The organism is Sphingobacterium sp. UBA6645, assembly GCF_002455685.1.
Lineage (GTDB): Bacteria > Bacteroidota > Bacteroidia > Sphingobacteriales > Sphingobacteriaceae > Sphingobacterium > Sphingobacterium hotanense.
Genome location: NZ_DKLH01000045.1, coordinates 363,341 through 376,037, shown reverse-complemented (window position 1 = coordinate 376,037; position 12,697 = coordinate 363,341). Strand labels below are relative to the sequence as shown.

The following is a 12,697-nucleotide window of genomic DNA, read 5'->3' as shown; positions in this document are numbered from 1 at the left end:
ATCCAAGACAATCATCAGCAGAATACATCATGACGATATTAGATAAAATAGTTGAGCGAAAAAGAGAGGAAGTCGCTGAAGCAAAAGCGAAAGTATCTAGCGAAGAGCTAAAATCCTATCCGCTATTTCAAAGAGAATGCTACAATCTTCGCGAATCCATTTTACATCCCGAGCGATCGGGAATTATTGCCGAATACAAGCGCGCATCCCCATCGAAGGGATTGATAAACGGGCGCGACTCGGTACAGGAAGTTGTTAAAGGCTACCAAGAAGCTGGAGCTTCTGCGATCTCCGTATTAACCGACAAAGATTTCTTTCAAGGCGATCTAAAAGATTTGACGGAAGCACGCGAAGTCCTACAAATCCCCCTATTGCGCAAGGAGTTTATCGTCGACGAATACCAGATTACCGAAGCAAAAGCTTACGGCGCCGATATCATCCTATTGATAGCAGCCTGTTTAAGCAAAGAGGAGATCCAAAGCCTGTCCAGCTATGCAAAATCGCTCGGTCTAAGTGTACTCTTGGAAGTACATAATGAAGAAGAATTAAACAAAAGTCTATTTGATACCATCGACGCTATTGGCGTCAATAACCGCAATCTGAAAGACTTTGTCGTTTCGCTGGATCACTCCTATGATCTTGTAAATAAGATCCCGAATCAATATATCAAAGTTTCCGAAAGTGGAATTTCAGACCCTCAAACCATCAACGAGCTAAAGAAAGCAGGGTTTCAGGCATTTCTGATCGGCGAAAACTTTATGAAAACAGAAAACCCGATGTTGGCTATTCTGGAATTTACAGACAAAGTGAATAAAGACTAGTTTATATGTGCTAGGACACAGACCCTATCTAAAGACTATTCAAACCCAATGCAACCCCCTTTCGAAGCGCTTTTGAAAGGGGTTTGTATGGGGTTTGTATTGGGTCTGTATTGGGTTTGAAAGGGTTCTGTGTCGAGCATGTCCAGGACCGACATCGTTTTTGAAGCAAGTGATTGTCAGCTGAATCTCCCATCTATGCCACTCGAGGGCAGTTTGGCAAGGAAATAAGAATTTTGCTTACCTTTGTAAAAATTTTCAACAAGCATGTCAGTAAAGATTGGTGAACATATTGATTTAGGGGAGTTTCCATTGTTGCTAGCTCCGATGGAAGATGTGAGTGATCCACCGTTCCGCTTTGTGTGTAAACAAAATGGGGTTGATATGATGTACACGGAATTCATCTCTTCGGAGGGATTGATTCGTGATGCAGCGAAATCGAGACAGAAGTTGGATATTTTCGAGTATGAGCGCCCTATCGGGATTCAGATCTTCGGATCTGATATTGAGCATATGCGTCAATCTGCAGAGATCTGTTCGGCGGCCAATCCGGATTTAATCGATATCAACTATGGATGTCCGGTAAAGAACGTAGCCTGTCGTGGTGCTGGCGCTAGTTTATTGCAAGATATTGATAAGATGGTAGCGATGACCAAAGCAGTTGTTGAGGCTACACATCTTCCCGTTACTGTAAAAACACGCTTAGGTTGGGACGATAGTACAAAGAATGTGTATGAAGTTGCAGAGCGTCTTCAGGATATCGGTATTAAAGCCTTATCTATCCACGGTAGAACGCGCGCGCAGATGTATAAAGGACAGGCAGACTGGTCTATGATTCGCGATGTGAAACGCAATCCGCGCATCAAGATTCCTATTTTCGGGAATGGCGATGTGGATTCAGTCGATAAAGCAGCGGCTTGGCGTCAGGAATACGAGGTGGATGGTATTATGATCGGACGTGCATCCATTGGATACCCTTGGATTTTCCGCGAGGTGAAGCACTTTTTCGAAACAGGCGAGCGACTGGATGGACCTACCGTTGCCGAGCGCGTTGAAGTTTGCCGCACGCACTTGACGAAGTCGATCGAATGGAAAGGCGACAAAACGGGCATCTTCGAAATGAGAAGGCATTATGCCAACTATTTCAAAGGCATTCCTAATTTTAAAGAATACAGAATGAGACTGGTGGAGCTGATGAAGTACGATGAAATCATCGAAGTCTTAGAAGAAATAAAGCATAATTTTGCTGAGGAAGTCGCTTAAAAAGCGACTTTTTTATTGCTATTCTTTTTCCAAGAAATCTTTTGGCAATGTTCGAGTTAAGCAAGCAAAAAGTAGATTCTCTGCAGTTACCTCCTACGCAAGACTTTCAGCAGCATATTCTTTTCCAAGTAAGCTACTATGCTGAGGAATATGATAAACAAGAGGTTTCCGATCCAAAAGTGCAGATGAAATGCTGCAAACGCTAAGGCTACCCCCAAAAGCATATAGCCTGCAATTTTCTTCACATTATAAGGTATACTGTAGTTCTTTTGCCCCCACACATAGGAAAGTGTAACCATCAGTAAATAAGTAATCGTAGTGGATATGGCAGCGCCCACATAAGAGTAGGTTGGAATTAGGGCAAAGTTCAATATAATGGTCGCCAATGCGCCGATACCCGAAATATAAAGCGCATATCTCGTCTGATCAGACAGCTTATACCATACGGATAAATTCATGTAAATACCCAACAAAACGTAGTTTAGGAGCAATACGGGAACAATAAACAGTCCCGACCAGTAGTTTTGCTCACCGCCTTCTTTGCTCGGAATGAAATGCTTTAACCAGTCAATATTAGCACAGATACCAACCATTACGACCAACATCGCAATAATAAAATATTCCATGATCATGGCATAGGTTTTCCTTGCGTTTTCGTTTTTCGAATAGCTGAAAAAGAAGGGCTCTGCGCCCAAACGAAAAGCCGTTACAAATAGATTCAAGAATACAGCAATTTTAGCCACGGCTCCATAGATACCCAATTCGCTATCTCCCCTTTCGCCAGGAATAAGACGGGGCAGCATCATCTTATCTAGATTCTCGTTGATGATGAAGGAAATATTCGCAATCAGAATAGGAAAAGTATAGCTTAACATCTGCTTGATGAGCGCGCCATCCACACGGAATCTGAAACTGATCATCTGTGGTATCAGCATCACCAGGGTAACTACGGATGCGATTAGGTTTGCTATGAACACATTCCCTAGCCATCCTTCTCGAAACCAACCCGAAGCAAACTCCTTCCAAAAGGTATATTCCGCTGTCAGATAAGGCAAGAAATAGAGGAAAAACAAGATAAAAAAGACGTAGATCAGGATATTGGCGATCTTAATAACGCCATATTTGATGGGTCTACCTTCTGCACGCAGTTTAGCAAAGGGCACCACGGCAAGCGCGTCAGCGGCAAGAATAACAGCAAAATATTTTACGAAGGTGACATATTCGGCAACATTCTCCCCGTTGCCCAACCAATAGCCAATCGGGTTGGCAAAGGTCAGAACGGTGAGCACGAACAAAGCGCTACTTATTATCGTAACGAAGAAACTGGTATCAAAAACTTTCTGCTTGTCGCCTTCCACCTTTTGCAGGTAGCGGAAAAAGGTGGTTTCCATTCCGAATGCAAGGATCGCATTGATCATGGAAGCGTAGGCATATAGATTGGTAAAAACGCCGTACACTGCTGTCGCGAACTTCTTTGTCAGCAGTGGGGTCATTAAAAAACTAAGCATACGGGATAAGATGGTGGTAAGACCATATATCGCCGTATCGCTTATAAATTTCTTTACTACCGACACCTTACTTAATTTTTTTTATGACTTCGAAGTTCTTGAAATGTTTCAGTTCTGTTGTCTCAGTAACCTCTACACCGGTAACTTCCGCCCCGGCTGGGCCTTCGTCACAAAAGTCTAGCAGTAAATCTAAGGCGATGGTATCTCCTTCGGCCTCCAAATAGACGGTTCCGTCAGGCTTATTTAATACAAAACCCTTTACGCCTAACTGATCAGCAACCGCTTTCGTAGAGGCACGAAAGTACACCCCTTGTACTTTTCCTTTGACCAAGACATTCAAATGCTTCATGGTTACAAAGGTAAAAGAAGAATTAGAAAAAGCTATCGGATTCGTTTAACTTTAATTTTCTGATCTAGTTTAAAGCTTTCCATGCCTTCTAACAGAACAAGACCCGGTTTTTTACCTTCCTCTAAGGAACCTAATTCATGGTCAATATTCAATGCTTTCGCACCGTTAATAGTAGCCCATTTGATAGTTTCATTAAAATCAAGATGTGGATATTCCGCATGAAGTACTTTTAGTTCATCCAATATATCTAACGATGTGTTGGATGCCAAACTATCCGTACCAATTACGATTTCATGACCTCCCAATAGGAAGTTTTCCACTTTAGGAAGCTTGTTCTCGATGTATAGATTTGCTTTTGGACACAAACAGAAATATACCTTTCTGCCCATGCGATCAACGAAGTCTAAATCTTTGATGGAAGTGTATGTATTGTGAACTAAGATTAGTTTATTCTTTGTTGGAATATATGGTAAGAAAGACTGCAGCGAGTTTCTAGCTTGCGCACGGAAACCATCCACAGAAAGTTTCATTTTCTCATAGAAGTCTAGGAATTCGCCTTTATTATATCTAAAAAGTTTGTTTTCCTCATCACTTTCTTGATTATGAATACTGATGATATTATCTTCTCCAACGGCTTTCTTAAAGGTTTTGAATAAGGTTTTTGAGCATGAGTACGGTGCATGCGGCGTAATAGAAGATCTTTTGTAATCGAAATGGAATTCAATTTCTTTTGCTTGATCAATCCGCGCCTCTACATCGTCATTAGATAATGCCATCACCTCGACAAAAGTATGATACAGCATCGGACTATTTTCTTTCACTTTAGCGGATAGTGAGGAGTTCGCGTGGTCACCCACAGCTTGTATTCCATTTTCATACATCGCTTTATCAGCAGCTTTCATAGCCTCGTCAACGGCCTTATCTTTCGCCCCACGTTCGGTCATTACCTTCATTAAGAACTGTGGTAATCCGGTGTGTTGCGGGACAACGCCTTCCATATGCGAAAGTTCAAGATGACAGTGTGCATTTACGAAGCCAGGAATTAGGGCTCCTTTCAGAAATTCTACTTTTGAATCGTCGACTTCACCTTGGTTGTAAATCCCTTTAATAGTTCCATGGTCGTCCATTGCTACGATCCCTTTTTTTATTGCAGGGCCAGTTACTGGAAATACAATATCAGCAGCATAATACTTCATAAATTTTTTAAAACCGTTTTGTTAAAGTTAGCGTAATCCACCCCCGGAGGGTTATATAACAGTAAATTTACAAAAATTTCAACAAATGTTAACTAATAAAACAATAATTACAAATTTGTTACAGTAAAGGATCGATTTTGTTTAAAGGTAATAAAAGGTTAATTTTGTACCATCAAATAGGGGTGCCTTGTTGTTCGACAACACAAATAAAGGCTGAGATTATACCCAGCACGGCTCAAATAACGGCAGTGCGTACCTGATCTGGATAATGCCAGCGTAGGGAGTGGGCGGTTAAATAAGGGCTATTGTAACCCCTTGCAATAGTGAAGTTTAACTCATTTACACAAACAAACATTATGTTAAAAAAGGTATGGGCGACAGTTGCCTTTTGCCACCTGATCATGTTGGGTTTTGCGCAACATGCATTGACAGTAAAAGTCAGTAACAAAGACCAAGAACCACTAGCGGGAGCTACGGTAAAATTAGCTTCGGAAACGGGTAAAACAGACCAAAATGGGCTGTTTGTTTTTAGTAATTTAGCTACAAAAAATTATTTATTACAGGTAACATTTCTTGGATATCAAAATTATTCTATACAGATTAATCCAAGCGACCAAAACAGTTTAAATGTTCAACTAAAAGAAAGTTCATTCGTAACTGAGGAGGTTTTCGTAACGGCAACTCGCGCGAAAGAAAACGCAGCAACAACTTATAAGAACATTGATAAGGAAGAAATCCGCAAGAACAACTTGGGCCAGGATATTCCTTTCCTGATCAATCAAACTCCGGGGGTTGTTGTTAGCTCAGACGCGGGCGCTGGAATTGGCTATACGAGCATGACGGTACGTGGATCGGACAACGAACGTATCAATATCACCCTAAACGGTATACCCTTAAATGATGCAGAGAGCATGGGCAGTTTCTTTGTGAATCTTCCGGATTTTGCTTCTTCTGTGCAAAGTATCCAGGTACAGCGTGGTATCGGCACTTCCACCAATGGAGCAGGCGCCTTCGGTGCTTCTCTAAATATTCAGACGGATGCGCTTGAAGTGGAGCCATATGCGGAATTGAATAACTCCTTCGGATCGTACAACTCCTGGAAGAACACTTTAAAAGTAGGTTCGGGATTAATTAATAATAAATATGCTTTTAATGCTAGATTATCTCGCGTAGCGTCTGACGGCTATATAAATCGGGCAAGCTCAGATTTAAAGTCTTTCTATGTCGATGGAGGATTGTACACCGACAAGCACATTCTAAAAGCAACAGTTTTTTCTGGAAAAGAAAAGACTTATCAGTCATGGTATGGTACGCCGGAGCCTTTGATTACCGGCGACTATAGTCGATTGGATGATTACGCTGCGGCGATGGAATTGTACAGCCCCGAAGAAATCAACCGTTTGAAAGAGGAAGGCCGAAAGTTTAATTATTATACGTATGACAATCAAACGGATAATTACACGCAAACGCATGCCCATTTGCAATACACGTTTGAAGCGAGCGACAAACTGAATCTCAATGCAGCGTTGCATTATACGCGTGGCGCAGGCTACTACGAGGAATTCCGTCCGAACGATAAAATGATTCGTTACGGCATGGACACGCTCTTTCATGGGCAAGATACGATCAGCCGATCAGACCTCATTCGCCGTCGCTGGTTAGACAATCATTTCTATGGGGCGACCTATTCTGCAAACTACAGAGCGAACAGCAACCTGAGTTTCATCTTTGGCGGTGCATATAATCAATATCGAGGGAAGCATTATGGCGAGGTTATTTGGGCGCGGTATGCATCAGACAGTAATTTAGGCGATCGTTATTATTACAATGAGGCCGATAAAAACGACTTCAATTTCTTTGTGAAGGCCGATTATCGATTGGATGATTGGTTGTTTAACGTGGATTTGCAGTACAGAAATATTTACTACTTAGGAGAAGGAGACGATGATAAAGTAAAACATCTTTATTTCAAAGACAAGCTCAACTTCTTTAATCCGAAGGTTGGAGCGACCTACTTCATCAATTCGAACAGTAATCTTTATGCATCCTATGCTTTTGCGAGCAAAGAGCCAAAGCGTTCGGACTACGTAGAGAACCCATTGAATGAATTCCCGAAGCCGGAACAAATGCAGAATGTAGAGGCGGGTTATCGCTTTAGAGATCAGCAGTTCAATATTGGCGCGAATGTATATGGGATGTTTTACAAGAATCAGTTGATTCCTACTGGAGCACTTAATGATGTCGGAGCGGCATTGCGCCAGAACGTGGAGGATAGTTATCGGATTGGTTTTGAATTGGATGCTGCCTGGAATATTAATTCACAGTTTGTTTGGGGAGTGACCGCAGCATTGAGTCAGAATAAGATCAAGAACTTCACGGAGAAAATTCTGGTCTATGATAATGAGAACGATTGGAATTATGTCGGCGAGGAAGAAATTTTCTATAAATCGACTACGATTGCGAAGTCACCTGCAGCTGTTCTGTCGAATATCTTTACATACAAACCTACAGAGGCTTTATCTTTTAGTTTGTTAAGCAAATATGTCTCAAGAATTTACTTAGACAATAGCGGTGCGAAGGAACGTAGCATAGCCCCTTCATTTGTAAACAATCTTCAGGGTATTTACAGTTTCTCGGCATTAGGAATCGAGCGTATCGACTTGAACTTGACGGTGAACAACATCTTCAACAGCAAGTACGAGACAACAGGTTACACTTGGGGGCAGAAGTTTGAAAGCAAAGGGACGCGAGATTACTATAATTTTTACTACCCACAGGCAGAGACTAATTTTATGTTAGGATTGAATATTAGGTTCTAAGGATTGGCAAATCGTTATTATCTTTTTACTTTTAGTGCATGCGAGCAGTAATACAACGAGTGAGCCATGCGAGCTGCACGGTGGACAATAAGATAACGGGAGAAATTGAGCAAGGATTGTTGGTACTTCTGGGTGTAGAAGAAGGCGATACAAAGGCTGATATGGAGTGGTTGGGACAGAAGTTAGTGAATCTACGTATCTTCTCGGATGAGCAGGGGCTGATGAATAAGTCCGTTCAGGAAATTGAAGGCAATATTTTGCTGATTTCGCAGTTCACCTTGTTCGCACAGACGAAGAAAGGCAATCGACCTTCGTTTATTCGCGCGGGCAAACCTGATATAGCGAAACCTATGTATGAGGCGATGGGAGATTACCTATCGGATTTGCTGGGCAAGCCGTCGCAGTTGGGGATCTTCGGCGCTGATATGAAGATCGATCTTTGCAATGATGGCCCCGTTACGATTATCATGAATACAAAAGATAAAGACAACTTCTAAAGGAAATAGATAATGACGATAGCAGAAGCGCAAGCCATAGTAGATAAATGGATAAATAGCACGGGAGTACGCTATTTCAATGAACTAACCAATACAGCGATGTTAATGGAGGAGGTCGGTGAAGTGGCGCGTATTATGGCTCGGCAATATGGAGAGCAATCTTTTAAGAAATCGGATGAGGAAGTAAATCTTGCCGATGAAATGGCGGATGTCCTTTTTGTGCTGATCTGTTTAGCCAATCAAACGGGTATTGATCTGACCGATGCCTTGACCAAAAACTTAGATAAAAAGACTAAACGCGATAGCGAGCGACATAAAAACAATGAGAAGCTGAAATAGCTTCTCATTGTTTTTATCTACTGAATCTCTATCTCTGCAAATAAGGGCAAATGATCAGAGGCCTCATGCTCTGGTATCACTTTATACGATTTCCATTTGAACTTAACATTATCAAGGAGCATAATGTAGTCTATTTCATTGCGCGGATTGACATTCGGAGAGGTAGGCACATTGGATGTGGTATTTCTTACGAAGAACTGCTCCAACAGCTTGATAGGTTCGGATCCGGGTTTAGCATTCAGATCACCAACAAGAATTAGAGGGCTGCTATATAGCTCGGCCAGCTCGTTGATAAAATGTGCCTGAGCGATTCTATTTTCTTCATGTAGATCAAGGTGTGTATTCGCTAGGGAAACACGCTTGCCATTTGGCAATTCTACATCAACGATAGCCAAAGATCTATTTTCACTTTTTACCGGCATAGGCAGATCATATCTTCTCTTGCCTACAATCTTATGTTTAGAGAGAATTAGCGTGCCATAGTATCCCTTTTCCAAGTCAATACCTTTGGAAAAATAATAGTCCATTCCAGTCAATTCAGCAAGCTTTTCCGCTTGATTGACCATCTCCGACCTAGACACATGGATATCGACTTCTTGAATCCCCACGATCTCAGCTTTGGAGTCGACAATCACTTTCGCAATAGCCGGCAAATCAATAACACCTGGCTTCCCCGGCGGATTTGCATGGTGGATATTGTAGCTCAGGACTTTGATAGTCTGCGCCGAGAGTGTTAAAGAAAGGGAGTTCAAAAGGATGATAAAAAGGTGTTTCATGCGTTCAGATTGTTATTTGAGGGTTAATATATTCAAGTAATAGGGCCAAATTTAATATCTTTAGCACATGAAATTACCTAATATATTTTATTTATTATTCATCGCCTTCTTTCTAGGTTCCTGTTCTGTTACTCAACAGCAGACCCAAGATCAGCAAGAATATAATAACGGCGCGGTGGTAACCGCACATCCTATCGCATCAGAGGTGGGAGTTGCTATTCTTAAAAAAGGAGGAAATGCGGTCGATGCTGCTATTGCTGTTAAATTCGCATTAGCCGTTGTTTATCCCAACGCGGGTAACCTCGGAGGAGGTGGGTTCATGGTTTATCGCGATAAATCAGGTTTAGTAAACTCTCTTGATTTTCGTGAGAAAGCACCTGCAAAAGCACATCGGGATATGTATTTGGATAAGGATGGTAATCCGATTACAGACTTGAGTCTTTACGGACAATTGGCTGCCGGTGTTCCCGGGTCAGTTGCCGGCATGGAGGAAGCTTTCAAAAAATATGGCAGCTTAAGCTGGAAAGAACTTTTGCAGCCTGCTATCGAGTTGGCCGAGGGAGGATTCCCGATTACGGCGCAGCAGGCAGGAGAATTCAACCGATACCAAGAGCGCTTTAAAAAACACAATCCTAATGGCGCAGCTATTATTCGTGACGCTGAATGGAAAGCGGGAGATTTATTTGTGCAGAAAGAATTAGGGGAAACACTAAGACGCATTGCAGACCAAGGTCGTGATGGCTTCTATAAAGGAAAAACAGCGGAATACATCGTTGCCGAGATGAAAAAAGGCAATGGTATCATCAGTCTGGAGGATCTTGCAAACTACCAAGCCGTTTGGAGAACCCCTATTGTGGGCAACTATAAAGGCTACAAAGTTATCTCTATGCCCCCACCTTCAAGTGGCGGCGTAGCATTAATGGCGCTATTGCAATCTGTTGAAAAATATCCCCTAGCAAGATGGGGCTTTCAACACGACAGCACTGTACGCGCGATGGTGGAAGCCGAACGCCGCGTATATGCCGACCGCGCTACTCATTTAGGCGACCCTGACTTTTATAGCGTACCGGTAGCCAACCTAACGGATGCGAAGTTTAACCAAGATCGCATGGCAAAGGTTAGCTTGAAGCGTGCAACGCCTAGCGATGAGGTGAAGGCGGCGAAATTCCCGGGATATGAATCGGAAGAAACAACGCATTATAGCATAGTAGACAAGGATGGCAATGCAGTTTCATTGACCACCACTATCAATGGGTCTTATGGGGCATTAGTCTGGGTGGAAGGCGCTGGCTTTTTGTTGAATAACGAGATGGACGATTTCTCCGTGAAGCCTGGTACACCGAATATGTATGGATTGTTAGGTGGCAAAGCCAATGCCGTAGAACCCGGCAAGCGTATGCTAAGCGCGATGACTCCGACGATTATCGAGAAAGATGGGAAGCTGAAGATGGTGGTCGGAACGCCTGGTGGTTCTACCATCATAACCTCTGTTTTCCAAACGATTTTGAATGTATTAGAATTCGATATGACCGCACAGGAATCTGTTTCTGCGCCGCGGTTTCACCATCAATGGAAACCAGATTACATCGACGTAGAAGAAAAAGCAATTGATGCAAAGACGCGCGCAAGCTTACAGAAAGATGGCTATGGAATCAATAAAAGAGGTCCTATCGGACGTGTTGAAAATATTGTGGTTTTGCCGAATGGCAAACTACAAACTGGTGCTGACCCTCGAGGGGATGACAAAGCAGCAGGATACTAATATTGATAAAGGGTTGTCGAAAGACAGCCCTTTATTCTTCTAGATGCTTATCGTTTATTTGTTTGTTCGCTTTCGCGCCTAATACCTTCAGTGATTCGACTTTCTTAATTACATTTCCAGAGCCCGTAGATAGCTTCTTCATCGCATCTTCATGCTTCGAAGCAGCCTTTTGAATAAAACCTTGAATCTGGTCCATATCGTCTAAGAAACCAACGAATTTGTCGTATAATAGGCCCGCCTCTTTAGCTATTTCCAAAACATTTCTATTCTGGCGCTCCTGTTTCCAAATGCTCGCTATGGTCCTTAGCGTAGCAAGCAAGGTCGACGGGCTTACAATAACCACTCTCCTATCCCAAGCATCGGAAAACAACTCCGGCTTATGGTTAACGGCAAGACTAAGCGAGGATTCAATCGGAATGAACATCAATACAAACTCCGGCGACACAATCTTATACAAAGACTGGTAATCCTTGGCAGAAAGCTCTTTAACATGGTTCTCAATGGATTGCACATGCTGTTTAACAAATAATGCTCTATCTTCTTCTGTATCTGCATTGACCGCTCTTTCGTAGGCAACGAGGGATAGTTTCGAATCGACGATCAAGTGCTTCTCGTCAGGGAGAAAGATGACGGCATCAGGTTGCAGCCTCTTCCCGTCCTCGTCAAGGATGGCTGCTTGCAATTTATACTCTTGGTCTTTCAATAATCCCGAACGCTCCAATACACGCTCTAAAATAACTTCTCCCCAGTTCCCCTGTCTCTTATTATCCCCTTTTAGGGCTTTAGCAAGATTATTCGCCTCGTCTTTTATCTGCATACTCTGTTGCATCAGCTGTTCAACAACGCCTTTTAAAACGTTGCGCTCCGCAGACTCCTGCTGATAGGTTTTCTCTACTTTCTCCTCAAACGACTTAATCTTTTCTTTCAAAGGGTCTAGAATCAAACTTATGTTCTGCTGATTCTGCTGAGTAAACTTGAGCGTCTTCTCTTCAAGAATCTTATTCGCAAGGACCTGAAATTCCGAATTGAATTGTTTTTTGAGGTTTTCCATCTCTATCTTTTGCTCCGCAAACTTATCTTGTTGGGCTTGTAGGTAAGCATTCGTCCCTTCCAAAGTCCGCTCAATGGCTTGCCTATTATTGACTTCTGCCGTTAGTTCCTTTTGCAATCTTTCGCGCTCAACATTGATTAATCGCTCTCTTTCCTGCAACTTGCCATACTCGATCTGTAATTGCTGTTGCTCTTTTATCGCACGTTCATGCATGGATCTACTAACCGCCTGTCCGTTTCGCCACAGCGCATAGATTACTATGACCAACAAAATGATGATGATCGCTATATACAAACTTTCCATTCCCAATAATTAAAAA

Annotated in this window: 11 protein-coding genes; 6 read left to right on the top strand and 5 right to left on the bottom strand. The window is 42.4% G+C overall.

Going from position 1 to position 12,697, the window contains the following annotated elements; genetic code table 11:
• Positions 1-29 precede the first annotated feature (29 nt).
• Positions 30-821, top strand: coding sequence for an indole-3-glycerol phosphate synthase TrpC (trpC, locus tag B2400_RS08925; RefSeq protein WP_293932736.1), 792 nt, complete (start codon positions 30-32; stop codon positions 819-821).
• Between the two features lie 264 nt (positions 822-1,085).
• Positions 1,086-2,081, top strand: coding sequence for a tRNA dihydrouridine synthase DusB (dusB, locus tag B2400_RS08920; protein WP_149524684.1), 996 nt, complete (start codon positions 1,086-1,088; stop codon positions 2,079-2,081).
• 86 nt (positions 2,082-2,167) lie between these two features.
• Here dusB and B2400_RS08915 read toward each other — a convergent pair whose 3' ends face one another.
• Genes B2400_RS08915 through B2400_RS08905 form a run of 3 tightly spaced genes read right to left on the bottom strand, consistent with a single transcriptional unit; the run spans position 2,168 to position 5,134 of the window.
• Positions 2,168-3,655: a polysaccharide biosynthesis C-terminal domain-containing protein gene (locus B2400_RS08915; RefSeq protein WP_293932733.1), complete on the bottom strand. Its 1,488-nt coding sequence runs from the start codon at positions 3,653-3,655 to the stop codon at positions 2,168-2,170.
• 1 nt (position 3,656) lies between these two features.
• Positions 3,657-3,938, bottom strand: coding sequence for an acylphosphatase (locus tag B2400_RS08910; protein WP_293932731.1), 282 nt, complete (start codon positions 3,936-3,938; stop codon positions 3,657-3,659).
• A gap of 32 nt (positions 3,939-3,970) precedes the next feature.
• Complete coding sequence (locus B2400_RS08905; protein ID WP_149524681.1) at positions 3,971-5,134, bottom strand: amidohydrolase family protein; 1,164 nt, start codon at positions 5,132-5,134, stop codon at positions 3,971-3,973.
• A gap of 356 nt (positions 5,135-5,490) precedes the next feature.
• Between B2400_RS08905 and B2400_RS08900 the strand changes: the two genes are divergently transcribed.
• Genes B2400_RS08900 through B2400_RS08890 form a run of 3 tightly spaced genes read left to right on the top strand, consistent with a single transcriptional unit; the run spans position 5,491 to position 8,789 of the window.
• Positions 5,491-7,953, top strand: coding sequence for a TonB-dependent receptor (locus B2400_RS08900; protein ID WP_293932728.1), 2,463 nt, complete (start codon positions 5,491-5,493; stop codon positions 7,951-7,953).
• A 38-nt stretch (positions 7,954-7,991) separates the two neighbouring features.
• Positions 7,992-8,450, top strand: coding sequence for a D-aminoacyl-tRNA deacylase (gene dtd / locus B2400_RS08895; RefSeq protein ID WP_293932726.1), 459 nt, complete (start codon positions 7,992-7,994; stop codon positions 8,448-8,450).
• A 12-nt stretch (positions 8,451-8,462) separates the two neighbouring features.
• Complete coding sequence (locus B2400_RS08890) at positions 8,463-8,789, top strand: nucleotide pyrophosphohydrolase (RefSeq protein ID WP_286650321.1); 327 nt, start codon at positions 8,463-8,465, stop codon at positions 8,787-8,789.
• A gap of 17 nt (positions 8,790-8,806) precedes the next feature.
• Here the strand turns inward: B2400_RS08890 and B2400_RS08885 are convergent, their stop codons facing one another.
• Positions 8,807-9,565: an endonuclease/exonuclease/phosphatase family protein gene (locus B2400_RS08885; protein WP_293932723.1), complete on the bottom strand. Its 759-nt coding sequence runs from the start codon at positions 9,563-9,565 to the stop codon at positions 8,807-8,809.
• Positions 9,566-9,632: 67 nt separating this feature from the next.
• Here B2400_RS08885 and ggt point away from each other — a divergent pair, with 67 nt between their 5' ends.
• Positions 9,633-11,327 (top strand): gamma-glutamyltransferase, encoded by a 1,695-nt coding sequence (gene ggt / locus B2400_RS08880; RefSeq protein WP_293932721.1) that lies wholly within the window; start codon positions 9,633-9,635, stop codon positions 11,325-11,327.
• A gap of 31 nt (positions 11,328-11,358) precedes the next feature.
• Here the strand turns inward: ggt and B2400_RS08875 are convergent, their stop codons facing one another.
• The gene (locus tag B2400_RS08875) at positions 11,359-12,681 is read right to left on the bottom strand and encodes a DNA recombination protein RmuC (protein WP_293932719.1); all 1,323 of its coding nucleotides are present in this window, start codon (positions 12,679-12,681) and stop codon (positions 11,359-11,361) included.
• Positions 12,682-12,697: the final 16 nt, after the last annotated feature.

Excerpts from the sequence above, each read along its gene's own strand:
- trpC (WP_293932736.1), top strand. The coding sequence starts at position 30 with ATGACGATATTAGATAAAATAGTTGAGCGAAAAAGAGAGGAAGTCGCT.
- dusB (WP_149524684.1), top strand. The coding sequence starts at position 1,086 with ATGTCAGTAAAGATTGGTGAACATATTGATTTAGGGGAGTTTCCATTG.
- B2400_RS08910 (WP_293932731.1), bottom strand. The coding sequence starts at position 3,938 with ATGAAGCATTTGAATGTCTTGGTCAAAGGAAAAGTACAAGGGGTGTAC.
- B2400_RS08905 (WP_149524681.1), bottom strand. The coding sequence starts at position 5,134 with ATGAAGTATTATGCTGCTGATATTGTATTTCCAGTAACTGGCCCTGCA.
- B2400_RS08900 (WP_293932728.1), top strand. The coding sequence starts at position 5,491 with ATGTTAAAAAAGGTATGGGCGACAGTTGCCTTTTGCCACCTGATCATG.
- dtd (WP_293932726.1), top strand. The coding sequence starts at position 7,992 with ATGCGAGCAGTAATACAACGAGTGAGCCATGCGAGCTGCACGGTGGAC.
- B2400_RS08890 (WP_286650321.1), top strand. The coding sequence starts at position 8,463 with ATGACGATAGCAGAAGCGCAAGCCATAGTAGATAAATGGATAAATAGC.
- B2400_RS08885 (WP_293932723.1), bottom strand. The coding sequence starts at position 9,565 with ATGAAACACCTTTTTATCATCCTTTTGAACTCCCTTTCTTTAACACTC.
- ggt (WP_293932721.1), top strand. The coding sequence starts at position 9,633 with ATGAAATTACCTAATATATTTTATTTATTATTCATCGCCTTCTTTCTA.
- B2400_RS08875 (WP_293932719.1), bottom strand. The coding sequence starts at position 12,681 with ATGGAAAGTTTGTATATAGCGATCATCATCATTTTGTTGGTCATAGTA.